Source organism: Escherichia sp. KS167_9B, assembly GCF_030295215.1.
In the GTDB taxonomy this organism is placed as follows: Bacteria; Pseudomonadota; Gammaproteobacteria; order Enterobacterales; family Enterobacteriaceae; genus Escherichia; species Escherichia coli_F.
This window is the reverse complement of record NZ_AP025754.1, coordinates 454485-480359: the sequence shown is the minus strand read 5'-3', so window position 1 is coordinate 480359 and position 25875 is coordinate 454485. Positions and strand designations below refer to the sequence as shown.

The 25875-nt window shown below is 50.6% G+C and carries 23 protein-coding genes and 1 pseudogene; 11 read left to right on the top strand and 13 right to left on the bottom strand.

What is annotated here, in order from left to right; translation table 11 throughout:
- Positions 1-87: 87 nt before the first annotated feature.
- From psiF to QUE34_RS02340, 4 genes and pseudogenes are all read right to left on the bottom strand, one after another.
- Positions 88-408 (bottom strand): phosphate starvation-inducible protein PsiF, encoded by a 321-nt coding sequence (psiF, locus tag QUE34_RS02355; protein WP_103253314.1) that lies wholly within the window; start codon positions 406-408, stop codon positions 88-90.
- 118 nt (positions 409-526) lie between these two features.
- Complete coding sequence (gene phoA / locus QUE34_RS02350; RefSeq protein ID WP_103253313.1) at positions 527-1942, bottom strand: alkaline phosphatase; 1416 nt, start codon at positions 1940-1942, stop codon at positions 527-529.
- A 99-nt stretch (positions 1943-2041) separates the two neighbouring features.
- Positions 2042-2303: pseudogene (iraP, locus tag QUE34_RS02345) on the bottom strand (anti-adapter protein IraP).
- A gap of 181 nt (positions 2304-2484) precedes the next feature.
- The gene (locus tag QUE34_RS02340) at positions 2485-2688 is read right to left on the bottom strand and encodes a hypothetical protein (RefSeq protein ID WP_001353412.1); all 204 of its coding nucleotides are present in this window, start codon (positions 2686-2688) and stop codon (positions 2485-2487) included.
- 77 nt (positions 2689-2765) lie between these two features.
- On the opposite strand from QUE34_RS02340, the gene ddlA reads away from it, so the two are divergent.
- Positions 2766-3860 carry a D-alanine--D-alanine ligase gene (gene ddlA / locus QUE34_RS02335; RefSeq protein WP_032183445.1) on the top strand — a complete coding sequence of 365 codons (1095 nt, stop codon included), beginning with the start codon at positions 2766-2768 and terminating at the stop codon, positions 3858-3860.
- A 182-nt stretch (positions 3861-4042) separates the two neighbouring features.
- On the opposite strand, the gene QUE34_RS02330 is transcribed toward ddlA, so the two are convergent.
- Complete coding sequence (locus tag QUE34_RS02330; protein WP_000056900.1) at positions 4043-4255, bottom strand: DUF2754 domain-containing protein; 213 nt, start codon at positions 4253-4255, stop codon at positions 4043-4045.
- Positions 4256-4514: 259 nt separating this feature from the next.
- Here QUE34_RS02330 and QUE34_RS02325 point away from each other — a divergent pair, with 259 nt between their 5' ends.
- Positions 4515-4823, top strand: a complete 309-nt coding sequence (locus QUE34_RS02325; protein WP_000763146.1) for a YaiY family protein — start codon at positions 4515-4517, stop codon at positions 4821-4823.
- Between the two features lie 58 nt (positions 4824-4881).
- Here QUE34_RS02325 and yaiW read toward each other — a convergent pair whose 3' ends face one another.
- Together yaiW and sbmA are read right to left on the bottom strand one after the other, a co-directional pair.
- Positions 4882-5976: a surface-exposed outer membrane lipoprotein YaiW gene (gene yaiW / locus QUE34_RS02320; RefSeq protein WP_103253312.1), complete on the bottom strand. Its 1095-nt coding sequence runs from the start codon at positions 5974-5976 to the stop codon at positions 4882-4884.
- Between the two features lie 12 nt (positions 5977-5988).
- A complete protein-coding gene (sbmA, locus tag QUE34_RS02315) occupies positions 5989-7209 on the bottom strand; it encodes a peptide antibiotic transporter SbmA (RefSeq protein WP_001353414.1) in 1221 nt (406 codons plus the stop codon).
- Positions 7210-7560: 351 nt separating this feature from the next.
- Between sbmA and ampH the strand changes: the two genes are divergently transcribed.
- Entirely contained in the window at positions 7561-8718 is a 1158-nt protein-coding gene (gene ampH, locus QUE34_RS02310) for a D-alanyl-D-alanine-carboxypeptidase/endopeptidase AmpH (RefSeq protein ID WP_103253311.1), read from the top strand.
- On the opposite strand, the gene iprA is transcribed toward ampH, so the two are convergent.
- Complete coding sequence (iprA, locus tag QUE34_RS02305) at positions 8719-9342, bottom strand: hydrogen peroxide resistance inhibitor IprA (RefSeq protein WP_001295817.1); 624 nt, start codon at positions 9340-9342, stop codon at positions 8719-8721. It lies immediately after the preceding gene.
- Between the two features lie 85 nt (positions 9343-9427).
- Positions 9428-12376, bottom strand: a complete 2949-nt coding sequence (gene ehaB, locus QUE34_RS02300) for an autotransporter adhesin EhaB (protein WP_286338918.1) — start codon at positions 12374-12376, stop codon at positions 9428-9430.
- Positions 12377-12901: 525 nt separating this feature from the next.
- Between ehaB and hemB the strand changes: the two genes are divergently transcribed.
- Positions 12902-13876 carry a porphobilinogen synthase gene (hemB, locus tag QUE34_RS02295; protein ID WP_001295337.1) on the top strand — a complete coding sequence of 325 codons (975 nt, stop codon included), beginning with the start codon at positions 12902-12904 and terminating at the stop codon, positions 13874-13876.
- Between the two features lie 39 nt (positions 13877-13915).
- On the opposite strand, the gene tauD is transcribed toward hemB, so the two are convergent.
- From tauD to tauA, 4 genes are read right to left on the bottom strand one after another with little or no spacing between them, the layout of a single operon-like run.
- On the bottom strand, positions 13916-14767 hold the full coding sequence (gene tauD / locus QUE34_RS02290) for a taurine dioxygenase (RefSeq protein ID WP_032302537.1): 852 nt from the start codon (positions 14765-14767) through the stop codon (positions 13916-13918).
- On the bottom strand, positions 14764-15591 hold the full coding sequence (tauC, locus tag QUE34_RS02285; RefSeq protein WP_032302536.1) for a taurine ABC transporter permease TauC: 828 nt from the start codon (positions 15589-15591) through the stop codon (positions 14764-14766). Before tauC ends, tauD begins: the two co-directional genes overlap by 4 nt.
- Positions 15588-16355 carry a taurine ABC transporter ATP-binding subunit gene (gene tauB / locus QUE34_RS02280; RefSeq protein WP_032302535.1) on the bottom strand — a complete coding sequence of 256 codons (768 nt, stop codon included), beginning with the start codon at positions 16353-16355 and terminating at the stop codon, positions 15588-15590. Before tauB ends, tauC begins: the two co-directional genes overlap by 4 nt.
- 12 nt (positions 16356-16367) lie before the next feature.
- The gene (gene tauA / locus QUE34_RS02275; RefSeq protein ID WP_032302534.1) at positions 16368-17330 is read right to left on the bottom strand and encodes a taurine ABC transporter substrate-binding protein; all 963 of its coding nucleotides are present in this window, start codon (positions 17328-17330) and stop codon (positions 16368-16370) included.
- Between the two features lie 302 nt (positions 17331-17632).
- On the opposite strand from tauA, the gene QUE34_RS02270 reads away from it, so the two are divergent.
- The 7 genes from QUE34_RS02270 (at position 17633) to frmR (ending at position 25860) form a co-directional block, all read left to right on the top strand.
- Positions 17633-18262, top strand: a complete 630-nt coding sequence (locus tag QUE34_RS02270) for a response regulator transcription factor (protein ID WP_032183432.1) — start codon at positions 17633-17635, stop codon at positions 18260-18262.
- Positions 18262-19803, top strand: a complete 1542-nt coding sequence (locus QUE34_RS02265) for an MASE1 domain-containing sensor histidine kinase (RefSeq protein ID WP_000089295.1) — start codon at positions 18262-18264, stop codon at positions 19801-19803. The genes QUE34_RS02270 and QUE34_RS02265 overlap by 1 nt, the downstream gene beginning before the upstream one ends.
- Before the next feature lie 72 nt (positions 19804-19875).
- Positions 19876-21192 (top strand): MFS transporter family glucose-6-phosphate receptor UhpC, encoded by a 1317-nt coding sequence (uhpC, locus tag QUE34_RS02260; RefSeq protein ID WP_077756934.1) that lies wholly within the window; start codon positions 19876-19878, stop codon positions 21190-21192.
- Positions 21189-22220 carry an ABC transporter substrate-binding protein gene (locus tag QUE34_RS02255; RefSeq protein WP_000783756.1) on the top strand — a complete coding sequence of 344 codons (1032 nt, stop codon included), beginning with the start codon at positions 21189-21191 and terminating at the stop codon, positions 22218-22220. Before uhpC ends, QUE34_RS02255 begins: the two co-directional genes overlap by 4 nt.
- Positions 22221-22288: 68 nt before the next feature.
- Positions 22289-24367: an ABC transporter permease gene (locus QUE34_RS02250; protein WP_032302530.1), complete on the top strand. Its 2079-nt coding sequence runs from the start codon at positions 22289-22291 to the stop codon at positions 24365-24367.
- An 11-nt stretch (positions 24368-24378) separates the two neighbouring features.
- Positions 24379-25425 carry a ferric ABC transporter ATP-binding protein gene (gene fbpC / locus QUE34_RS02245; protein WP_032302529.1) on the top strand — a complete coding sequence of 349 codons (1047 nt, stop codon included), beginning with the start codon at positions 24379-24381 and terminating at the stop codon, positions 25423-25425.
- 159 nt (positions 25426-25584) lie between these two features.
- A complete protein-coding gene (frmR, locus tag QUE34_RS02240; RefSeq protein ID WP_001141271.1) occupies positions 25585-25860 on the top strand; it encodes a formaldehyde-responsive transcriptional repressor FrmR in 276 nt (91 codons plus the stop codon).
- Positions 25861-25875: the final 15 nt, after the last annotated feature.

The window sequence follows — 25875 nt, the reverse complement described above, 5'->3', positions numbered from 1 at the left end:
CCCAAATTATAGAGACGGGGCTAAAGGCAGAAGTATGAAATTTCGGGTGAGCCATTTTCGTAGCTCACCCGTTAGCACTATCAGGTATCACGCGGCTTTCTTGAGGCAGGCACTCATAAACTTATTACGATCATCACCTTTCAGAGATTGTTGCGTTGCTTGATTATTACATTCGCGCATCTTTTGCTGCTGTGGCGTCAAACTTTTTTCATCAGACGCAGACTTGCTGTTCTTCAGGCAATCACTCATGTAGGTCTTACGAGCATCCCCTTTCAACGCCTGCGCCGTCGCCTGCTGATTACAGGAGGTCATACGCTGTTGTTGCGGGGTTAAGGTTCTCTCGGCAGCGCCGACGGTGGTTAAAAAAACCAGTCCGAAAAGCAAGGTAACCAGTAATGTTATTTTCATAGCACCATCCCTCTTCATGTTTTAACCATGAGCGTTTGCGCCCGTGATCTGCCATTAAGTCTGGTTGCTAACCGCAAAAAAACCACCCGACAGCGAAAATTCACCGCCGGGCGCGGTTTTATTTCAGCCCCAGGGCGGCTTTCATGGTGTAGAAGAGATCGGTCTGGTCGGTCAGTCCAACGACATTGGCGGCATGTGGGCCATACGCCGCAATACGCAGCTGACTACCGGTATGTTCTTGTGAATCCTCTTCGGAGTTCCCGTAACTCATTACCATCACCGCGCCATCTTTGGTATTTAGCGCCTGGGTGAGGCCCGGCGCTTTGGTGTCCGGCGCGACAATCTGGCTGGCGTGGGCGTGATCAGCGGTGACTATGACCAGCGTGTTGCCATCCTTTTTAGCGAATTCCAGCGCCCGTTGTACGGCTTCGTCGAGATCGACCGTCTCGCCAATTTGCCCACAAGGATTCGCCGCGTGATCCTGTTTATCGATTGATGCACCTTCAACTTGCAGGAAAAAGCCTTTCTCATTTTTACTCAACAATTCAATGGCTTTATCAGTCATCTGCGCCAGGGTCGGTACGCTGTCATTACGTTGCGGATTAGGCGTACAGGTAACTGCGGGCTTGTCGATATTGCCGTGGTACGTTGCTTTCGGTCCTTGCCAGCGCACTGGCATATTGCCGTCAGCAAACAGGCCAAGCAGGGGTTTTTGCTGGTTCGCTTCCGTCACTGCGTTCAGCGAGGCAGCGTCGTTCACTAACTGATAACCACGCACCTGCGCCTGTTCACGCAGCGTTTTTCCCTGCCATTCACCAGCGGTTGCCGTTTCCGCAAAGGTTTTTGCGCCGCCGCCAAGCGTAACATCGGCACGGGCGTTAAGCAGCTGTTCGGTAATCGATCCTTTTCCGCCTTTTTCCAGCGCGTTACCCGGACATTTTTCACTGGTCGCGCTCGGACCGTAGCATTTGCGCGAAGTCACATGCGCCACCAACGCGGCGGGAGTGGCATCCTGCAACTCTGCGGTAGAAACGTTACCGGTCGCCAGCCCTGCGGCTTTTGCCATTTCCAGAATCGTTGGGTGATCTTTTTCATGAATATCGACACCCAATGCGCCGTTATAGGTTTTGACACCGGTTGACCAGGCAGTTGCGGATGCAGCCGAGTCGGTAACGTAGTCCGGTTTGCCGGTTTTTTTATTCAGCGCATAGTGAGTGTATTGCCCGGTAAGCGGTAAGGCATCAATACCTTTAAAAAAGCCGCCCGCACCTTCGGCATAATTACGTGCGGCAGTAATTTCCGAATCCCCCATCCCATCGCCAATCAGCAAAATAATATTTTTTGCAGGCTTATCGCTAAGAGAATCACGCAGAGCGGCGCTCTGATCACCCGTTAAGCGGCGAGCACCGCCGGGTGCAGTAATATCGCCCTGAGCAGCCCGGTTTTCCAGAACAGGCATTTCTGGTGTCCGGGCTTTTGTCACAGGGGAAAACAGTAACGGTAAGAGTGCCAGTGCAATAGTGCTTTGTTTCACTTTATTTTCTCCATGTACAAATACATTAAAAATAAAAACAAAGCGACTATAAGTCTCGGCCGTGACAGCTTTATGACAGCTGTTGAAAAGATTACCTTTTTACTGACGAGGATGCTTCAATAACTTCTTTACATAATTGCGCAGCAGCTCCGTATCGTCGTCAGGAATGCTGGCATCGGGCTTTACCTCGTAAAGTGCCCCCTCTACCTGATCAATCAACCGCTGTTGGTCATTTTTGCGCCATATTACGAAGCATTGCAGTGACGATAATCTCCAGTGCTTCTACCTGCGCGCACAGTTCTTTCGACTCTTCTTCTTTTTGGGCAAGCTTAAATAACAACTCAGCAATGAGATTTTTCATGTCTGTATTTCCTTATCCAAAGTATGGAGAAGTTAACATTATGCTTCACAACTTCATAGTGTCTGGAGGTAGTATTTTTATGACGAATGAAATACTTTGCACAAATATTTTTTCCATATTTATCAGCGAAACGTTTCTCTTATTTAAATAAGTAACCATACAAAGTATAGGTTTTTAATTATCAACCTTTATTATAAGTAAAAGTTATGAAATATATTCTCTTTGCTAACTTATAATTAAGAGAAAAAAACTCACTGCATGGCCATTTAAACCAGGAATAAATTAGCTTCCCGTTCATCATTTTTGTGATCTTGCGCACATCTTTGAGATAACGCACTTTCTTCACCAGTACGTTGCACACTTTGTCAGTAGAAGATTGCAACATTCTGTCATAAGGCCGCGAATCCCCCGTTTTGTCGTGGTAATGTATGCACTTTGTGTTAGACGGGATAGGTTTTCAAGATGGAAAAACTGCGGGTAGGAATCGTTTTTGGTGGTAAATCAGCGGAACATGAAGTGTCTTTGCAATCGGCAAAAAACATTGTCGATGCCATTGATAAAAGTCGCTTCGACGTTGTGCTGCTGGGCATTGATAAACAAGGGCAATGGCACGTCAGCGATGCCAACAATTATCTGCTAAATGCAGACGATCCTGCCCATATTGCGTTGCGCCCTTCGGCGACCAGTCTTGCGCAGGTGCCTGGTAAACATGAGCATCAGCTTATCGACGCGCAAAACGGTCAGCCATTGCCGACGGTGGATGTCATTTTCCCGATTGTTCACGGTACGCTAGGCGAAGATGGTTCCTTGCAGGGAATGCTGCGGGTCGCCAATTTACCGTTTGTGGGTTCTGATGTTCTGGCGTCAGCAGCCTGTATGGATAAAGATGTCACCAAACGTCTGCTACGCGATGCCGGGCTGAACATTGCGCCATTTATTACCCTGACACGCACCAATCGTCAAAACATCAGTTTTGCCGAAGTGAAGTCAAAACTGGGGTTACCGCTGTTTGTAAAACCCGCTAACCAAGGCTCTTCTGTTGGTGTCAGCAAAGTAACCAGTGAAGAAGAGTACGCAATTGCCGTCGATCTGGCGTTCGAGTTCGATCATAAAGTGATCGTTGAGCAAGGGATCAAAGGTCGTGAGATCGAATGCGCGGTTCTGGGCAACGACAATCCGCAAGCCAGTACCTGTGGCGAGATCGTACTAACCAGCGATTTTTATGCCTACGACACCAAGTACATTGACGAAGATGGCGCGAAAGTGGTAGTTCCGGCAGCCATTGCGCCAGAAATCAACGATAAGATCCGGGCGATTGCCGTTCAGGCTTATCAGACGTTGGGATGCGCAGGCATGGCGCGTGTAGACGTGTTTTTAACCCCAGAGAACGAAGTGGTGATCAACGAGATCAACACACTGCCAGGCTTCACCAACATCAGTATGTATCCGAAGCTGTGGCAAGCCAGCGGTTTGGGTTACACCGACCTGATCACACGTCTGATCGAGTTGGCGCTGGAGCGTCACGCTGCGGATAACGCATTGAAAACCACAATGTAATTTTTAAATGCCCAATAACTGTAATTGGGCATTTAAGATTGTAAGATTGCCTGATGCGCTTTGCTTATCAGGCCTACAAGATAATTGCAATATACTGATTTTGTAGGCAGGATAAGGCGTTCGCGCCGCATCCGGCAAAAACAACGAGCACTTTGTCAGCCCCCAGAACGCCCAGTCCTCTGTTATTGGGCGTTTTCAGTTTCTTCATCGCGACGACGAATAATCAGCCCCGCGAGCCAGAAACTAATCACCCACGTCACCAGACCAACGGCATAGGTCTGCCAACCTTTTGCTTCAAATCCCAGTAACCCCACCACGCCATTAAGAATGAATATCAGGCCAATGGCGAACGCATAGTAGTGCCAGTCACGGCGAATTTTTACAGGCAGACTCATGGCAGCTCCGTTAACGAAAAATAACATCTTCGCATAATCGATAACTTACGTCTGTGGGGTAGACAGCATTTCCCGTATCGTTAAAAAATTTAACTTAAAGTTACCGTTTTGTGACTCGTGACAAATATTCCCGCTTCGGGAATATTCCCAACATCAATTTACCATGATTCTGATATTGACAATCTAAATGTCCTGTCAGACTTGCCATAAGCCGCTGGTATGACACCAGAAGAGAAGCAGATGACTTCCGGAGGTTTTTATGGCTGATTTCACCCTGTCAAAATCGCTGTTTAGCGGAAAATATCGCAATGCCTCTTCTACGCCTGGCAACATTGCCTATGCGTTGTTTGTGCTGTTTTGCTTTTGGGCTGGGGCGCAATTGCTGAACCTGTTAGTGCATGCGCCCGGCGTCTATGAGCGTTTAATGCAGGCTCAGGAAACAGGCCGCCCACGGGTGGAAATTGGTTTAGGTGTCGGTACCATTTTCGGGCTGATCCCATTTTTAATTGGCTGCTTCATTTTTGCAGTGGTGGCGCTATGGCTGCACTGGCGACATCGCCGCCAGTAAGATTTACGTTTCCAGATGCCGCCTAAAACGCCTTATCTGGCAAGACGTTCCTGTTTGATCACTGTTTCATACAACTCGCCCGCCGTTCGTCTACGCGCTTCGCAAACCAGGCCGTAGTCAGATTGCGGGTAATTTTCGGGCTTTCCAGTTGGATGCCGGGCAACATTTCGCGGGGTAGTGATCTACCCGTTTTCGCTTCGGCAAGTTGATAAACTTTCTTGTACAGCGCAGTCTCCTCAAAAGAGAAGCTGTCCCCTTTCTCTAACTGACGGCGAATTTCGCTGTCGCTCATCCCCAGTTTGCCTGCCAGTTTGCGCGTTGCCAGCTCTGTTTTCCCAGGTTCTTTACTGTCGTAACGAATTAAATCACCGTCCAGCGCCAGCTTCATGCCAGTGGCCTTACTGACCGCGTTCTGAAAAGCGGCATTACGGCTGGCGTACCAGCCAGCGTTAAAATCGGCAAAACGGTATATCGGCGCGCTATAACTGGCGGGATAATTCAGTAAATGGTAAGTTCCGAACCACAATCCGCCGCGGCGACTGAAGACTTCCTGACGGACTGTACCGTCCATTTTCCACGGATACCCTTTGGTATGCTGTTCGGCAAACGCAATGCTGACCTGCATCGGTCCACCGGTACGCACTGGATTAAGCGAACCAAACAGCGTCTGCCCCATTGGCACCATGCTGATCAAATCGTCAAAAATCGCGCTTAATTGCTTTTCTGTACGCACAGAATCTAACCGCTCACTATAACTTTTGCCGTTTGGCGATTTGATTTTTAGCGCGGTATGAACCAGAAAAGCAGGGATGTGCATCCGTTCGGCACGACGGTCAATCTCTTGCCATGCTATCTTGCTTAAGCCCGGAACGGGCGGATCTGCCTGATAATTTGACTCCTGTTGCGCCACCGCCAGCACCGAGCAGACATTTTCCAGCGTCGGTGCCAGCCCCTGACTTTCAAACGTGGTGGCAAGATCTTTCGCCCAGGCATCGCGGTCTTTCACACTCGCGGGCATCTTCTGCCGCACGACGCTCGCCACATCTATCGCTTTTTCGCCCTTTTTCAACGGTTGCGGAGCCTGACTACTACACCCTGCTAAAACCAGAACCGCCAACAACGAAAGCGAAGATAGATGATTGACGCGCGACATTACTTCTCCTTTTTAACTCAAGGTATGGGTTACTTCCTGAATTTTGTCACCATCCAGCTCATGTTCAAAGCTGCGCAGACGTTTGTAGATAGACATCAACTCAACCAGCGTGGTCCATGAGTTAATCAGGTACTGAAAAGCACCGCGAACCTGACCAAAAACGTTGGTAATCTGCGTCATCAGGCCGAGCGTAATCGTACCGGCAACAATCGACGGAAACAGCAAGAACAAACCGAAAACGTTATCGACCTGCAAATAGAGAATGCGGGCGATGTTGAAATACATATAGTGAAAATAGAGGCGGAAATAGTTTTTCCGCACGGCGCTAAACAGCTCGCGTACCGTAGGCGGCGTCGCGCGCGATGCATCGTCTTCACCATAAACCAACTCTTTACGGTAGGCAGCTTCTACACGCTGATTTTTAAACTCCAGTCCCGGCAGTTTGATCCCAACCACTGCCAGTAATCCGGTCCCCATCAACGACCATACGATAGCAGCAATCACCAGACCATACGGAATATGCCCGACAATCGGCAGCTCTGGCACATGCGCAGAGAGCGTTACCAGTACCGGCAGGAAGGCGATCAACGTCATAATAGCGTTGATAAAACTGACGCCCATATTCTCAAGCGTTGAAGCAAAACGCATGGTGTCTTCCTGCACACGCTGGGCGGCACCTTCGATATGACGCAGTTGTTGCCAGTTCGCCATGTAATATTCGTTCATCGCCGTACGCCAGCGGAACACGTAGTGACTGACAAAGAAGTTGTTCAGCACACTGATCACCACCGCGATCAGCGCAATCCCCAGAAAGACGCCCACTTCGCGGTAAAATTGTTCGATAGTGACTTTATGCGGCGAACTTAGCGCAGTTTGAATCAGATCATAAAACGGCGCATACCAGGCGTTGACGGCAACTCCAACTTCCACCAAAAACCAGGTGACGAAGATTATCAACGCAGTACCGAGTATTGACCAGTATTGCCAACGATGCGGGCTATAAATAAACCAGAACAGTGCAAAAAGCCCTACGCAAACAATGTAGTAAGCGTAAAAAATCAGGAAATCTAACGACCAGAAACGCGCGGCGCTAATTGGGATCTGCCCGGAAGCTCCGGTGATGCGCGCCACCCAATCCCCCCCACCGGCTTGCCAGAAGATAACGGCAATCAATGCCCAAACAAAGGCCGAGAGAAAAAACGTTCCCGGCTTTGGGAAAAAAGACTTAAACATATGCACTCCTGCTAACTTCTTATCGTTTTAACAACTGCTGTGTATTAACCGCATGACCGCTACAAAGAATCAGCCAAATGAAACCGCCCATTGTGACCCATAGCAAGGCGCATAGTTCGCCAGCCTGACCATAAGAATTGTTTCGACGGATTTCACAAACCAAAGATTGTTTACATTAGCGGATTAACACGCGCAGGATCACAAATGCAGGCATTGGTGAGCAGGAAAAAGATCGTGTTTACGCGCCGTTACGTTTTTAACACTATTATTGCACTAATTCGCCCTTTGCAATCCATCAATGAGTAGTATAAATACGCTCAGTTACCTTCATTCAATCTATGGACACCACCGTTGAAACGTAGTCTGCTTTTTTCTGCCGTGCTTTGTGCGGCGTTATTGACCCCCGTCCATGCGGCGCAGCCGATCACTGAACCGGAGTTCGCCTCTGATATTGTCGATCGTTATGCCGATCATATTTTTTATGGCAGTGGTGCCACGGGGATGGCGCTGGTTGTTATCGACGGTAACCAGCGCGTCTTTCGCAGTTATGGCGAAACGCGCCCGGGTAATAATGTTCGCCCGCAGCTGGATTCGGTCGTGCGTATTGCTTCGCTTACCAAGCTAATGACCAGTGAGTTGCTGGTGAAATTGCTCGACCAGGGGACCGTGAAGTTAAACGATCCGCTAAGTAAATATGCTCCACCAGGCGCACGCGTGCCGACTTACAATGGCACGCCTATTACCCTGGTGAATCTGGCAACCCATACCAGTGCCCTGCCCCGTGAACAGCCGGGAGGTGTGGCACATCGTCCAGTGTTTGTCTGGCCAACGCGCGAGCAACGCTGGAAATACCTTTCTACGGCGAAGCTGAAAGCCGCGCCAGGCAGTCAGGCGGCATACTCTAACCTTGCGTTCGACCTGCTGGCAGATGCACTGGCGAATGCTTCCGGCAAGCCTTATACCCAGTTGTTTGAAGAGCAGATTACCCGTCCATTGGGGATGAAAGACACCACCTACACCCCCTCGCCGGACCAGTGCCGCCGTTTAATGGTTGCAGAGCGCGGTGCCAGTCCATGCAATAACACGCTGGCGGCAATTGGCAGCGGCGGAGTCTATTCCACGCCTGGCGATATGATGCGCTGGATGCAGCAATATTTGTCATCTGATTTTTATCAGCGCAGTAACCAGGCAGATCGTATGCAGACGTTGATTTATCAGCGCGCGCAGTTTACGAAAGTGATTGGCATGGATGTCCCCGGCAAAGCGGATGCGCTTGGTTTAGGCTGGGTATATATGGCCCCGAAAGAGGGTCGTCCGGGGATTATTCAGAAGACAGGTGGTGGTGGCGGTTTCATTACCTATATGGCGATGATCCCGCAGAAGAATATTGGCGCGTTTGTGGTGGTTACTCGTTCGCCATTGACGCGCTTTAAAAATATGAGCGATGGCATCAATGACCTGGTGACTGAACTGAGCGGGAATAAACCGTTGGTCATCCCCGCGTCCTGATTAATACTCTGAAGGCAAACGGTTGATAGCAACCAGTTTGCCTTTATTCATTTCGATATAGCCGCCTTTACGTAAAGCAGCGAGAACTTCTGCGACGACAGAACGCGATATGCGTGTACGTTGATGGATATAATTCATCACGCCAATACGTGAGCGCAATTCTTCATTCCAGTCAATCATTGATAATAACGTGGCGCGGATTTGTTCGTAGGAATTATGTCCAATGAGCTGCACATCGCGTAATTCCAGAATTCTATTTTGCCAGGCTAACCAGTAAAAAGCGTCTCGCCAGAGTTGATTTTGTTCAATAAGGGTAATGGTTTGTTTGGCTGGCAGATGATATCCCGTACAATTTCCTTCTGATATTAATTTGTATGGTATATCGTTTTTCATTAAACCATCAGCCAGTCCCATAATATAAGGAGCCTGGGTAATACCGATAAGTACGTTTTCTTCTCTACGCAGAGAGATAACGCCCTCTAAAATAACGAAAGTATCTTCGCTATTGACATCACTTGAAAATATAACTTGCTTTTCATTATTAAACTCGAAGCGCGTGCCATATCTGGACAAACATTTATCGAGCTTACCAAATTCCTGAAGAGGTTTAACTACAGATAACATTTGCGCGTCCTTTGCAGTAATGCCCGTCAAATCCTTGACGGGCATTATTTAGATTAAATAACCTATTTCTTCAGAGTGAAGAATATTACCAGGTATATTTAACACCCACGTTCGCGGACCAGTCTTGATCTACGTCACCACCACCGAGGTAGTTAGCATCGGTATAGGCGCTGAAGTTCTTGGTGAAGCTGAACTGAGTACCCAGACCAACACGTACCGCAGACCCTTCAGTACCGTTATCGATGGAATCACCGTTCACATCGTTATCGTTGTTAGAGTCGTCGTAGACGTAAGCCAGTTTGAAGTACGGAGTCAGAGCCTGGTCTTCGCTGTAGGTGAAGGTATAACCTGCATCTACACCCAGTTCATAACGCATGCTGTCGTAAGACTGACCGTCAACTTTCATGTCGTTGCTCAGCTGGTAGTCATCACCAGACTGGAACAGACCAGAAATGCTGCCGTAAGGAGTCACGTAACCAGCATCACCCAGTTTGAAGTCGTAACCGGCTTTCAAACCGAAGCCCCAAGCGTCGGAGTTGGTGCTACCGTCAACGTAAGTACCGTTGCTCATGGTTGCAGACAGGTCGTTGTTGAAGTGAGAGTAGCTCAAGCTACCATCAACAAAGACGTTGTTCGCGAAGTGAGCAGAAGAGTAGATGTAGGCAGTCTGGCTGTCTTGATCCACCTGACCAGAACGGTCATTCATGTCACCTTTAGCGAAGCCTGCAGCCGCACCGACGATCCACTTAGCGTTGTTACCGTCAATTTTGGTATCAACACCGACCATGATGCCGTTAACATCCTGATCATAGTTGATGGTGCCGTTGTCGCCGTTGAAGTTACCACCGAAGTAGCTTACCCATGCGCCGCCGTTATCAGCCAGACCATGACGAGAGTTGGTCAGACGAGTACCAACGGTGTCTTGTTCCAGGTTCCAGATATTGGTGTTCGCAGACGGGATGCTCAGCGCCATGTTAGCGTAGTCGGTCAGCTCCATCTGTTGCAGAACAACGGTGTTACCACGCTGCTCAGCCTGATAGGTGTATGCACCCAGGTCAGCTTTGTTAGCAGCAGAGAAGGTTGCGTTGCTGTTTTTGTCGTTGACGTAGATCAGCTCGTTGCCGTTGTAGTCAGCGATAGAACCAGCACCAGTAGCGTTGTCGATACGAACTTTGTAGTTACCGGTTGCAGCTGCAACATGGTCACCGTTGTTATCAACTTCGTTCTGACCAGCTTCGATAGAAGCAGTGTTGTCGTTATCGCCGTTACCGTTAATGGTCAGGTGACCATCAGAGTTCATTGCGATTAAGCCATAACCGTAGTTTGACTTGGTAGTATCGTTGGTACGGTCGTTGGTCAGATCGGCATCGAGTACGAAGCGGTTGCTTTCGATGTTGAACACACCTGCGTGAATGTTACCACTGGTATCAGTAGTGCTGGTCAGGTTCAGAGTATCAACCTGCAGAGCATTCGCAGCAGTGTTACCTACATCCAGGATACCGTCGTTAGTCACTTTGATGTTGTTGGCATACAGAGCAGCATCACCTACAGCCCAGCCAGCAGAAACTTCATCAGAAATGGTTACGGTACTGTTGTCGATAGTCAGTGAATCAGTTGCAACATGACCATCTTCATTGATGTTCAGCGCAGAAAGACCAGTCAGAGAGATAGAGTCAGAAATCAGCGTTGAATCAGCAACATTAACAGTTGAACCACTGTTGATGCTCAGGGTGTCGATCAGAGAAGTTTTGGTGGTATCCCACTGTGAACCGGTGTTCAGGGTCACATTGAACAGACCGCTCTGGTAAACTTCATTACCGATGATGTGATCAAATTCGCTGTATTCAGAGTCGCTGTTTTCTACACCAACAGTTGATGAAGGCCACAGGCTGTTAGCTGCGATATCGATCAGAGTTGCAGTGGCTTCAGTATTGATTCCATATGTATAGGAGTCATTTACACCATCGTCATCAGTATCAACACCAATCTGATGCGCAGACATTGCCGCACCGACCCACTTGCTGCCATTGTTCAGGGTCAGATCCAGGCGATCAGTACCATCCCAACCGTTAGTATCTACATCACCGTCAGCATCACGATAGCTATCACGACCTTGTGGGAAGAAGTTCTCATCAAAATTACTTGAGAAGAATACATCGCCCATCAGTGTGGAATTGTCGAATGTTGCAGTGGTTTGCATAGCGTTATCAGCATATGGATGTGCAATAACAGCTAATGCAACATCATCAGCATTCCACCCATCACCATTGTAATCACTAGCATTACCAGTATTACCAAACCAACCAGTAGTACCTTCATCAGTCCATGAACCAGAGGTCACGGTAGAATCTTTAACAGTGATGGTGTTATTAAATACTTCGCTGCTGTTTACACCAGTGCTGACAGTGTTGTCGTCGATATCTTCCCACTCATAACCCTGAGTCAGCGTAATACCAGCTACATGAGAGTTATTAGAGATGGACAGATCAACTTCCTGATCCAGAGTGATGTCAGTACCAATGTTAAATACATTTACAACATGAGTGTCAGCGGCATTATTGTAAGTGCCGTTATATGTGTAGTGTTCGTAGTTGTCGTCGATTGTTGAATTATCAACAGTCAGCGCCAGACGATCATGGTAGTAGTCATCCGCACGATCAGCACAATCAGTTGTCATGCACTCGGAATAAATCATACCGTGAATAGTGCTGTTTTTGATTGTCAGACTATTGGCATTGGTATTGGTAGAAATACCGTCGTCCAGATAGTAGGTAGAAATCACGCCGTTAACAGTAGCGTTATTAATGACCGGGTAGATATCGCCGTTGTAATAGCTATCAGCGGCATAGTTGTTCCAGCCTACATAACCATCATAGTAAACGTCATCAGCATAGGTGGCGTCGTTGTAGTGATGGAAAGTATTGTAAGTTTGACCAGAAATATCGTTGGTCGCTGCATTAGCCTGAGAGGTGATAGCCAGAGTGCAAGCCAATGCTAATTGTGATACTACAAGTTTCTTTTTCCAGGAGTGCATTTGTCATCCCTCCTCAGGGACGTAATAAGTTGATCCATCAATTATCAATGCATAGAAAACATATTATGTTTCGCGTTTACGATTATGCGGCGTTATAGAGGAATGGTTCAATTATTCTTTCCCCTAAGTCCGATTGCGGACATATATAAAGCACGTGAACACACACACAGAAAGAAATAACAAAAACACAATATTTCAATACGTTAATGAAAGCGTTAATTTTAAAACATAGACCATGAAAATATAAAACAACTAAAACAGACAAATAATCTATCAATAACCAATGAACTTTACGTTATTCACTTTTTGAAAACGTCACCAAATCCCCAAAAACAATAATCTATAGCTATAAATAAAAATTAAAAATATTTTCAATGAATATAAATTTATTGCTATTTCTATTACAAAGATGTCCTGACCTCTCATTCATTCTCTTCTTATCAACATCACGACAACTTTCGTAAAACATCCCCACCCTGCTTCAGGTATACTATGCTCCTCGATTCCACAAACATCAGGCAGACCATGACAGACCTAATCCAACGCCCTCGTCGCCTGCGCAAATCTCCTGCGCTGCGCGCTATGTTTGAAGAGACAACACTTAGCCTTAACGACCTGGTGTTGCCGATCTTTGTTGAAGAAGAAATTGACGACTACAAAGCCGTTGAAGCCATGCCAGGCGTGATGCGCATTCCAGAGAAACATCTGGCACGCGAAATTGAACGCATCGCCAACGCCGGTATTCGTTCCGTGATGACTTTCGGCATCTCTCACCATACCGATGAAACCGGCAGCGATGCCTGGCGGGAAGATGGTCTGGTGGCGCGTATGTCGCGCATCTGTAAACAGACCGTGCCAGAAATGATCGTCATGTCAGACACCTGCTTCTGTGAATACACTTCTCACGGTCACTGCGGTGTGCTGTGTGAGCATGGCGTGGACAACGACGCGACCCTGGAAAATTTAGGCAAGCAGGCCGTGGTTGCAGCTGCTGCAGGTGCAGACTTCATCGCCCCTTCCGCCGCAATGGATGGCCAGGTACAAGCGATTCGCCAGGCGCTGGACGCTGCGGGCTTTAAAGATACGGCGATTATGTCGTATTCGACCAAGTTCGCCTCCTCCTTTTATGGCCCGTTCCGTGAAGCTGCCGGAAGCGCATTAAAAGGCGACCGCAAAAGCTATCAGATGAACCCAATGAACCGTCGTGAGGCGATTCGTGAGTCACTGCTGGATGAAGCCCAGGGCGCAGACTGCCTGATGGTTAAACCAGCCGGAGCGTACCTCGACATCGTGCGTGAGCTGCGTGAGCGTACTGAATTGCCGATTGGTGCGTATCAGGTGAGCGGTGAGTACGCGATGATTAAGTTCGCTGCGCTGGCGGGTGCTATAGATGAAGAAAAAGTGGTGCTCGAAAGTTTAGGTTCGATTAAGCGTGCGGGTGCGGATCTGATTTTCAGCTACTTTGCGCTGGATCTGGCTGAGAAGAAGATTCTGCGTTAATGATCATTATGCCGGGTTATCCAACCCGGCATTTCCCCCTTACCCCGCCCGATAAAACGGTTTATCCCCAAGAATCGTCGCCCGATGCATAATCCGCCGCTGTGGCAGGTAATCCGCATTGGCATAGTGCTGGGTCACGCGGTTATCCCAAATCGCGATATCATTTGGTTGCCAGCGCCAACGCACCTGAAACTCCGGTTTAATGATGTGGGCAAACAAAAAACCTAACAAGGCTTCGCTCTCTTTCTCGCTGACATCAACAATTCGTGTGGTAAAACCTTCGTTCACAAACAGCGCCTGTTTACCGGTCACCGGATGCGTTCGCACAACCGGATGGAGTAACGGTGGATTTTTCGCGACCGCCTCGCGCCAGCGTTGATGCTCCTCCTCCGTTTTGCGGTATTTGTATTCCGGGAACGATTTACGGAAATCATGCTCCGCACGCAGCCCGCTCAACAGCTGGCGGAAGGGAACAGAGAGCGCCTCATAGGCCGCAATGCCGCTGGTCCAGAGCGTATCGCCGCCAGTCGAGGGTAACTCTTTCGCCGCCAGAATCGCCCCTGCGGGTGGCGTTTCAATAAATGTCACATCGGTGTGCCAGTTGTCGTTATCCGGCGGATTATCGTTATGGGTATCCAGGACGATGATCTCGTCAACCCCTTCGGCATGAGGGTAAACAGGATGAATATGCAGTTCGCCAAAACGCTGGGCCAGCGCGCGTTGCTGCTGCGGTGTAATGGCTTGTTCACGCACAAATACCACCTGATGGCGCAGTACCGCATGGTAAAGCTGTTCAAACTGATTATCGCTTAACGGACGCGTCAGGTCGGCACCCGAAATTTGTGCACCGATATACGGCCCCAGCGGGGTAATGCTCAGACGTTCACTCATTGTACTTCTCCATGCCAGGGCGTCAGGCGGCGCTGTAACGCGCGCAGACCCAGTTCTAAAAGAAAGGCGATAATCGCAATCACCGCGATCCCCGCCAGCACCACGTCAGTCGCGAGAAATTCACCCGCTGACTGGACCATAAAACCCAAACCGCGCGTCGCGGCAATCAACTCCGCCGCCACCAGGGTAGACCAGCCCACACCCAGACCAATGCGTAATCCAGTGAGAATTTCCGGCAGCGCACCGGGCAAAATAACAAACCACAGTACCTGTGTGCGGCTGGCCCCCAGCGACTGAGCGGCACGAATGCGAACCTGCTGCGCGCTTTTCACCCCCGCCAGCGCCGACATCGCCACAGGTGCAAAAATCGCTAAATAGATCAGTAAGATCTTCGAGGTTTCACCAATACCAAACCAGATCACCATCAGCGGCAAATAAGCCAGCGGCGGCACCGGACGATAAAGCTCGATTATCGGATCCAGAATGCCGCGCACCGTCGGGCTTAGCCCCATGGCGATCCCGACCGGAATACCGATCAACACCGCCGCGAGTAGCGCCAGCAAAATGCGCGTCAGGCTGGCTGCCAGATGCTGCCACAGCGTGGCATCCATAAATCCCTGCGGCCCGGCAATGGTGAGCAGTTTTGCCAGTACCTGTTGCGGCGGCGGCAGAAACAGCGGGCTAATCAGTTGCAGCGCCGCCACCGCCCACCATACCGTGAGTAAAACCGCTAACGTGCCAATGCTTAAGGTCACCTGACGCGAGAGCGGCCAGCGCCATTTCAGCCGATGCGAATGCAGTTTTTCATTAATGAGCACACTCATGAGAACGCCTCCCGTTGCTCAAATACGCGGCTTAAAACATATTCGCGCATGGCGATGAATTGTGAATCGGACTTGATGCTGCGGCTCGACTCTCCCGCAACAAAGCGGCGAGCAAAGTTGAGCGGCAGCCGTTCCAGCACACGACCTGGACCAGGCGACAGCAAAACCAGTTCGGTTGCCATAAACACTGCTTCTTCTATATCGTGGGTAATCAACAGCACCTGCTTTCCCGTCTCCTGCCAGAGTTTCAGCAGCAGGGTTTGCATCTGGTCGCGGGTGAAGGCGTCCAGCGCACCAAACGGTTCGTCGAGTAATAACAGCTGGGGATTTGCCGCCAGCGCGCGGGCAATCCCTACCCGCTGACGTTGACCGCCGGAAAGCTGCCAGATATAGCGTTTTTCTGCGCCTTCCAGCCCCACTTTTTTCAGCATCTGGTGCGCGATTTCCAGGCGCTGTACTTTCTCTACACCTGCCAGTTGCAGGCCGAATGCCACGTTGTCTACCACATTACGCCACGGCAACAGCCCTTCATTCTGAAAAACCACGCCCCGCTCTGCGCCCGGTCCCTCAATGCACTTACCCGCCAGTTGAATGCTGCCATGCTGATAAGGCACAAAACCGGCAATCAGATTCAGCAAGGTGGTTTTGCCGCAGCCAGACGGTCCCAGAACCACCAGAAGCTCGCCGCTTTCCAGCGTCAGGTTGATATCTTCCAACGCCGGTTTGCCGCCATAATCGGCGTAAAGATGAGAGATTTGCAGCATCTGCGCCTCCTTTTATTGCACGAAGCGCGAGGTCACGTACTGGCTGTAATCATTCGCCACGGCAGGGACTTTGCCCTGATCTTTCAAAAACTGCGCGGTATCGATGATCGCTTTATTCACCGGTCCGGTCAGTTCTGCCGTTTGCTGCTGCGGTGTCAGATAGGTATTCCCCTTCACAAGCCCCGGAACGTCACCTTCCGGCACACCGCTTAAACGCGCCAGTTTGCTGATGTTTTCCGGCTGTTTCAGCCACGCGTCTGGGTTAGCAATGTACGGTTGCTGAGCATCGATGGCGCTTTTAGCGAACGCTTTCACGACTTCAGGATGTTTCTCGGCAAAATCTTTCCGCACGACCCAGACGTCCAGTGTCGGCGCGCCCCACTGCCCGACCTGTTCGGAATCAGTCAACACCTTGCCGTCTTTTTCCAGTGCGTTAACCGCCGGTGCCCAGACATAAGCACCATCAATGTCTCCCCGCTGCCAGGCGGCGATAATCGCAGGCGGCTGCAGGTTCACAATCTCCACTTGCCCGGGTTTAATGCCCCAGTGTTTCAGCGCCGCCAGCAAGCTGTAATGCGTGGTGGAGATAAACGGTACGGCAATGCGTTTGCCAATGAGATCTTCGGGTTTGCTGATGGTTTTCTTCACCACCAGCGCTTCGGAGTTACCCAGTTTTGACGCCAGCAAGAAGACCTCAATCGGCACCTGTTGGCTGGCTGCAACCGCTAATGGGCTGGAACCGAGGTTGCCGATTTGCACATCGCCAGAAGCCAGTGCCCGCACGATGCTGGCCCCGCTGTCAAACTTACGCCAGTCCACGGTCGCCCCGCTCTCTTTAGCAAAGGTGTTATCGGCCTGAGCCACTTTCGCCGGTTCGGCGGAAGTTTGATAGGCCACGGTGACGTTCACTGCCTGCACCTGAAAAGCGATGAATACCAGTGCGGCAAGAAGTGTGTTACGCGATGAAATTGCCATGATTGTCTGCTCCCCTGTCTTGTTATGGGAGCAGTATTTCGTTGCGGGTCAGTTTGATAAAGGAATTAAAACGTCTTGTTAAGAACAAAGCGTTTTTAGAAAAAAACTGGCAATGGTTAGCGAGTTTACGCATTTTGCAGCTTGGGCGAATGTAGCATGCCGATTCACAAACCAGATCAGATGTTCGCTCTCCGGCAAATTATTGCCATTTTGTTACATCCATTCCATATCTGTCGCTGGTAGATTGCCAGCGCCGCGCCGTGATGCATGATAGGAGAATGAGATAATAAGAGAAGAAAAGTATGATTAGGGTTGTGCTGGTGGATGACCATGTGGTGGTGCGCTCTGGCTTCGCACAGTTACTCTCTCTGGAAGACGATCTGGAGGTCATTGGTCAGTACAGTTGTGCCGCGCAGGCATGGTCGGCATTAACTCATAATGACGTTAATGTTGCCGTCATTGATATCGCCATGCCGGACGAAAATGGCCTCAGTCTGCTTAAGCGTCTGCGTGCACAAAAACCGCAATTCCGCGCCATTATTCTTAGCATTTATGACACGCCAACCTTTGTACAAAGCGCTCTGGATGCTGGTGCCAGCGGCTATTTGACCAAACGCTGTGGGCCGGAAGAGTTAGTGCAGGCGGTGCGCTCGGTCGGGATGGGCGGGCATTATCTCTGCGCCGATGCAATTCGGGCTTTACGCGGCGGCGGGCAACCCGCCCAGGCGTTGGAAATTCTCACCCCACGAGAACGTGAAGTGTTTGATTTATTAGTCAAAGGCGACAGTGTCAAAGAGATCGCCTTTAAGCTCGAACTCAGCCATAAAACGGTACATGTACATCGCGCCAACGTGCTGGGAAAACTGAACTGTCATAGCACCATTGAGCTGGTGCATTTTGCACTCAATCACCATCTGCTGGCGGGGCATTAATGTCGCGTAACCTTCGTCATTGGGTGATTTCGCTGTTTATTGTGCTGGCCTGGGGAAGCGGCTGGCTGATGTTGTGGACGCTCAGCTTTTATCTGACCAATAACGGTCAACAGGCAGTGTTATTTCTGCCGCACGGAGTTTACCTCGCTCTTCTTATTTTGCTCTCTCGCCGTTACTGGCCTGCGTTGGTGCTCCCCCCTTTGCTGATGATGTTCTGGCTGCACAGCGAGCAACTGTTGAACGGCTATCTCATGCTGGCAACGCCGGTTATTAGCCTGCTTCCTGCCATCCTTGCACAAAACGTCTGGCACCGTTTTCCACTTTACTGGCAGCGTCTGACGTTGCTGTTAGCCTCAGTAACAGCAGCTTCATTGCTGAATACAGCCATGCTAACCCCTTTTATGTCAGGCCCAATAATGCTGCCCGGTCTGACCTCATTTACCGGCGGCGTATTGTTGACGCCGTTTGTCTATCTCATCTTTGAGTTTCTGCGCCAGCAGCATCGCTATCAGCTTCTGAGACTCGATACGCATAATCCCCCCTTGCGAACCTCTTTAATCATCTGGTGTAGCCTATTTTTTATTATTGGTATCGGCACCCAGATGGTGTTGTCGCCTGAAATCGAACGCCTGCTGCTGATCGTGGTATTTCTACCCAATGTGGTCATGGCCTGGAAATTTGGCTGGCAAGGTGGCGTACTCTCGGGGCTTTTGGGCAGCATGATGATCACTATTGCCCGCCAGATTGGCGTGGGCTTTAGTAACCTGGTGGAACTGGAGATTTTTCTCGCAACCCAGGCATTGCTGGGAATTGGCCTGGGCATTGCCATCAGTCGCCAGCAACATCTGGCGCTAAACCTGCATCATTACCGTCAGCGACTGGAGGCAGAACTGGCAGCACGGCGGGCATTGGCTGAAAAGCTGATCCACACCGAGGAAGACACGCGTAAAAGCCTGGCTCGCGAGCTGCACGACGAAATCGGTCAGAACATTACCGCCATTCAGATCCAGTCGCAACTGGTGACGCGGGCACGCGATCCGGCGCAAGTTCATTCCGCAGCCAGCCAAATCAACGAACTCGCCCGCCGCATTCATCTCTCCACCCGCCAGTTGCTGCGCCAGTTGCGGCCACCCGCGCTTGATGAACTGACATTCCGCGAAGCATTACTTCATCTGATTAATGAATTTGCCTTTAGTGAACGCGGCATTCATTGCCAGTTTACCTATCAACTAACCACCACGCCAGAAAACGAAACGGTTCGCTTTACACTGTATCGGTTATTGCAGGAGTTACTCAATAACGTCTGTAAACACGCCGAAGCCAGCGAAGTGACGATTATTCTGCGCCAGCAGGGAGAGATATTGCACCTGGAGGTCAGCGACAACGGTATAGGAATCGCCAGCGGGAAAATGACCGGATTTGGCATTCAGGGGATGCGTGAACGCGTCAGTGCCCTGGGCGGCGACTTAACGCTCGAAAAACATAACGGTACGCGAGTAATTGTTAACCTGCCCACATTTTTGCAACAAATCGCCGGATAACCAGGAAAAAGTCTTAGGCATCCCGGATTTTCTCTCATCCTCTTTCACTTTCATTTTCATATAGTCAGCAACATGGAGACGACCATGCACGCACGTTCAGCGAGAGAGATTAATCAATGCTACCGGACATTACGTCCGCGATTGCTGATGTGCATGATTATTGGCTACGCCGCATTTTATCTGACGCGAAAAAGCGTGAATTACGTCCTTCCGGCGCTGCAAACCGACCTCGGACTGGATAAAGGCGACATTGGCCTGCTGGGTTCGCTGTTTTATCTCAGCTACGGATTGTCGAAATTTACCGCCGGACTGTGGCATGACAGCCACGGACAACGCGGTTTTATGGGCGTCGGCTTGTTCGCCACTGGGCTATTGAACATGGTGTTTGCCTTTGGCGAATCACTTACGCTTCTGCTTGTGGTCTGGACACTGAACGGTTTTTTTCAGGGCTGGGGATGGCCACCGTGTGCCCGCTTACTGACCCATTGGTACTCCCGTAATGAACGTGGTTTCTGGTGGGGCTGCTGGAATATGTCGATCAACATTGGCGGAGCGATTATTCCGCTGATTAGCGCCTTTGCCGCCCACTGGTGGGGCTGGCAGGCCGCGATGCTGACACCGGGGATTATCAGCATGGCATTAGGGATCTGGTTAACGCTACAGCTTAAAGGCACACCCCAGGAAGAGGGATTACCGACGGTGGGTCAGTGGCGTCACGATCCGCTGGAATTACGTCAGGAACAACAAAGTCCGCCGATGGGGCTGTGGCAAATGTTGCGAACCACAATGCTGCAAAATCCGATGATCTGGCTGCTGGGTGTCTCTTATGTACTGGTTTATGTGATCCGGATTGCGCTAAACGACTGGGGCAATATCTGGCTGACGGAAAGCCACGGCGTCAACCTACTCAGCGCCAACGCCACGGTAATGCTGTTTGAAGTGGGCGGCTTACTCGGCGCGTTATTTGCCGGATGGGGTTCGGATTTGCTGTTTAGCGGGCAGCGAGCCCCCATGATTTTGCTGTTTACCCTTGGGTTGATGGTTTCGGTCGCTGCACTCTGGTTGGCACCGGTTCATCACTATGCCCTTCTGGCTGTGTGCTTTTTTACTGTGGGCTTTTTTGTCTTTGGCCCGCAAATGCTGATTGGACTTGCGGCAGTGGAATGTGGACACAAAGCTGCGGCGGGTTCAATTACCGGATTTCTCGGCCTGTTCGCCTATCTCGGTGCGGCGCTGGCAGGCTGGCCGTTGTCGCTGGTTATCGAACGCTACGGCTGGTCAGGAATGTTCAGTTTACTCTCGGTCGCCGCAGTACTTATGGGTTTACTGCTGATGCCGTTACTGATGGCGGGCATCACCACCACTCACGCTCGAAGGATAAAACAATGAAAATGCCCCTTACCTCTACTCTGATTGCTTCTGCTGTTGCGCTGGCAACCTTAACGGGTGCCGCACAAGCGAAAGGTCGACTGGTGGTCTATTGCAGCGCCACTAATGAAATGTGTGAGACCGAAACCAAAGCGTTTGGCGAGAAATATGATGTGAAAACCTCGTTTATCCGCAACGGCTCCGGTAGCACCCTGGCAAAAGTCGATGCTGAAAAGAAAAACCCACAGGCTGACGTCTGGTACGGCGGCACCTTAGACCCGCAGTCGCAGGCCGGCGAGATGGGCCTGTTACAGGCATATAAATCGCCTAACCTTGAACAGATCATGGAAAAATTCCGCGATCCGGCAAAAGTGAAAGGAAACCTTTCCTCCGCCGTTTATGTGGGGATCCTCGGGTTTGGCGTCAACACAGAGCGTCTGAAAGAGAAAAACCTGCCTGTGCCGAAGTGCTGGAAAGATCTCACCAAACCTGAATATAAAGGCGAAATTCAGATTGCCGATCCACAAAGTTCCGGTACCGCCTACACCGCGCTGGCTACCTTTGCGCAGCTGTGGGGGGAAGATCAGGCCTTTGATTATCTAAAACAACTTAACACCAACGTCTCCCAGTACACCAAATCAGGCATTGCCCCGGCACGTAACGCCGCCCGCGGCGAAACGGCGATTGGTATTGGCTTCCTGCATGACTACTCGCTGGAAAAAGAACAGGGTGCGCCGCTGGAGTTGATTTCCCCGTGTGAAGGTACGGGCTACGAAATTGGCGGCGTCAGCATTCTGAAAGGCGCGCGCAACCTCGACAACGCCAAACTGTTTGTGGACTGGGTATTATCAAAAGAAGCTCAGGAACTGGCGTGGAAGAAAGGGAAGTCTTATCAGATCCTGACCAATACCACCGCCGAAACGTCGCCAAATTCGCTGAAGCTCGACGACCTGAAATTAATCAACTACGACATGGATAAATACGGTTCCACGGATGTTCGTAAGGCATTGATTAATAAATGGGTCAGCGAAGTGAAGATGGGTAAATAAACCCGCATTGCGTGCATTTGCCGGGCGCAGCACAAACGCCTGCCCCGGCCAACCATACCGGAACTGCTATGTCACAGACACTTGCACTCCATCCCGTGAAAAAGCGGGATGCGATTTTCCTTTGGGTTTTGCTGGGCTGGCTGGCATTTATCCTGTTGCCGAGCTGGAGCCTCGATTATGGCCTGCTGGAGTCCACGAGTGATGAGATCCTCGAGGCTTATGGCTGGTCGCATTTTAATATCAGCTGGCTGTGGTATTTATTACCGAGTCTGTTGCTGGTTCGTCCGTTTCGTGAGGCCACACGCGAACAGCGTAGTCGTCATTATTTTGATGCCAGTTGGGCATTGCTCTGTATGGCGTTTATCGTCATCAGCGCCACCGTGGCTGGACGCGGTTTAGGCTACGCCGCCATCGTGCTGTTTATCGAATTAAGCGCGATAATGACGCTGGCCTTAACCCGCCTCGAATGGCTGGGTGGCGACCGCTTTGTGATCGGCTCGCTGATTGCGATTGTGGCGCTGATTGGCATTTTTATCGTCTGGCCGAGCATCGCCATTTTTATCCCGATGTTCACCAACGACGCGGGAGAGTTCGCCCCACTGGCGTTTATGAATGTGCTCTCGCAGGCCCATATCATTCAGGTGATCGTCAACTCTATCGTCTTATCGATAGCGGTGGGTATTGGCTGTACTTTCTTCGGTCTGGTGCTGGCGATATATACCACGCGCATCGCTAAACGCAGCGCCGTAATCGGCCGCATCTTTTCCATTCTGCCAATTGTCACGCCACCGTTTGTGGTCGGCTTAGGCGTTACGCTCATGATGGGGCGCTCCGGCTACATAACGGAATTTATGGTGGAGTGGTTTGGGCTGACCAACACCAACTGGCTGTATGGTTTTACCGGGATCTGGCTGGCACAGGTCCTGGCATTTACGCCAATGGCTTTTATGATCCTCGATGGGGCCATTAAAACCATTCATCCCTCGCTGGAAGAAGCCTCCTACACCCTGCGCGCCAGCCGCTGGCAAACCTTTAACGGTGTGTTTGTGCCGTTGTTAAAGCCCGCGCTTGCCAATGCCTTTTTAATCGTTGTGGTGCAGTCACTGGCTGACTTCAGTAACCCACTGGTGCTTGGCGGCAACTTCGACGTACTGGCGACGCAAATTTACTTCTACATTACCGGCTCGCAGCTGGATTATCAGGCCGCCAGCACCCTTGGCGCTTTCCTGCTGCTGTTCTCGCTACTGGTGTTCTGCGTCCAGTATATGTGGATTGGTAAACGCTCTTACGTCACGGTTTCCGGAAAGTCCTACCGCGGCGATGTCCAGCCACTACCGGTCACCCTGGTGTGGAGCGTGGTCGCCATACTTGCGATATGGATTGCCTTTAACGCCCTGCTCTATGGCAGCATTTTCTACGGCAGCTTCACTGTGAACTGGGGCGTTGACTACACCCTGACGCTGGATAACTTTATCAAGTTATTTGGTCAGGGGATGAGCGACGGCGCGTGGCCTTCACTGTTAGATACCTTGCTCTACGCCGGGATTGCCGCCCCCATTACCGCTATCTTTGGCCTGCTCATCGCCTGGGTGGTGGTGCGCCAACAATTCAAAGGCAAAAAGACCATAGAGTTCACCACCATGTTGTGCTTTGCCGTACCGGGTACAGTGGCGGGTGTCTCGTATATTCTTGCCTTTAATAGCGCCCCGGTCTATCTCACCGGAACGGCAGCAATTGTGATTATTTCGATGGTGATGCGCAACGTTCCGGTGGGTATTCGCGCCGGGATTGCAGGTCTGGGGCAGATCGACAAATCGCTGGATGAAGCCTCACTTAGCCTGCGTGCGGGTTCCCTGCGAACCATTACGCACATTTTACTGCCGTTGTTACGCCCAGCTATTCTCTCGGCCCTGATTTACAGCTTTGTGCGGGCTATCACGACGGTCAGCGCCATCGTCTTTCTCGTCACGCCGGACACACGCGTGGCAACCGCCTACATCCTTAACCGCGTAGAAGACGGCGAATATGGCGTAGCCATCGCCTACGGTTCGATTCTGATCGTGGTGATGCTGGCGATTATTTTCCTCTTTGACTGGCTGATCGGTGAAGCACGTATTTCCCGTTCTAAAGCCAAAAACCAGGCGTAATGGAGCGCACTATGAGTCAGAAAAATTTTGTGGAACTGCGCAACGTCACTAAACGATTCGGCAGTAATAGGGTTATCGACAATATCAATCTCACCATCCCACAAGGGCAAATGGTGACGCTGCTCGGTCCTTCCGGATGCGGCAAAACCACCATTCTGCGTCTGGTTGCCGGGCTGGAAAAACCGAGCGAAGGGCAAATTTTTATAGATGGCGAAGATGTCACGCATCGTTCCATTCAGCAACGCGATATCTGCATGGTGTTTCAGTCATACGCTCTGTTCCCACATATGTCGCTGGGCGAAAACGTTGGCTATGGGCTGAAAATGCTTGGCGTGTCGCGTAGTGAAGTGAAGCAGCGGGTGAAAGATGCGCTAGCAATGGTGGATCTGGAAGGATTCGAAGACCGCTATGTCGACCAGATTTCCGGTGGTCAGCAACAGCGTGTGGCTCTGGCCCGTGCGTTGATCCTTAAGCCTAAAGTGCTGCTGTTTGATGAGCCGTTAAGTAACCTCGATGCCAACCTGCGTCGCAGCATGCGCGATAAAATCCGCGAGCTGCAAAAGCAATTTAACATCACTTCGCTCTATGTGACTCACGATCAAAGTGAAGCTTTCGCGGTGTCCGACACCGTGTTGGTGATGAATAAAGGTCACATCATGCAGATTGGTTCACCGCAGGATCTCTATCGTCAGCCCGCCTCCCGCTTTATGGCAAGTTTTATGGGCGACGCCAACCTGTTCCCGGCGAACTTTAGCGAAGAGTATGTCGATATCTACGGTTATCGCCTGCCGCGCGCGGCGCATTTCCCGGCGCAAGGTAGCGGCACCGTCGGCGTTCGCCCGGAAGCCATCACCTTAAGCAATCACGGCGAAGAGAGTCAGCGTTGTGTTATTCGCCATGTCGCCTACATGGGGCCGCAGTACGAAGTGACCGTAGAATGGCATGGTCAGGAGATTTTATTGCAAGTCAACGCCACCCGTTTACAGCCCGATATTGGTGAGCACTATTACCTCGAAATCCATCCTTACGGGATGTTTGTTTTAGCGGATGCGGCATAAAAATAGCACATAAACGGTCCCAACCTGTCTTGAGGGACCGTTCACCTGTTTAGACGTCGGACAACAATTATTCTCAGGTGTTATATACTATAGGGGGGTATGCATTGACATATAGCATACCCCCCTATAGTATATTGCGTGCAGATGATGAGGTGCGAAATGCCCAGTACTCCGGAAGAGAAGAAAAAGGTCCTTACTCGAGTTCGTCGTATTCGGGGGCAAATTGATGCTCTGGAACGGTCGCTGGAGGGTGATGCCGAATGCCGTGCCATACTCCAACAGATCGCTGCCGTTCGGGGCGCGGCTAACGGGCTGATGGCAGAAGTGCTTGAAAGCCATATCCGGGAAACGTTTGACCGAAATGACTGCTACAGCCGCGAAGTCAGCCAATCCGTTGACGACACTATTGAACTGGTTCGTGCCTATCTTAAATAGCTGAATCTATTACCA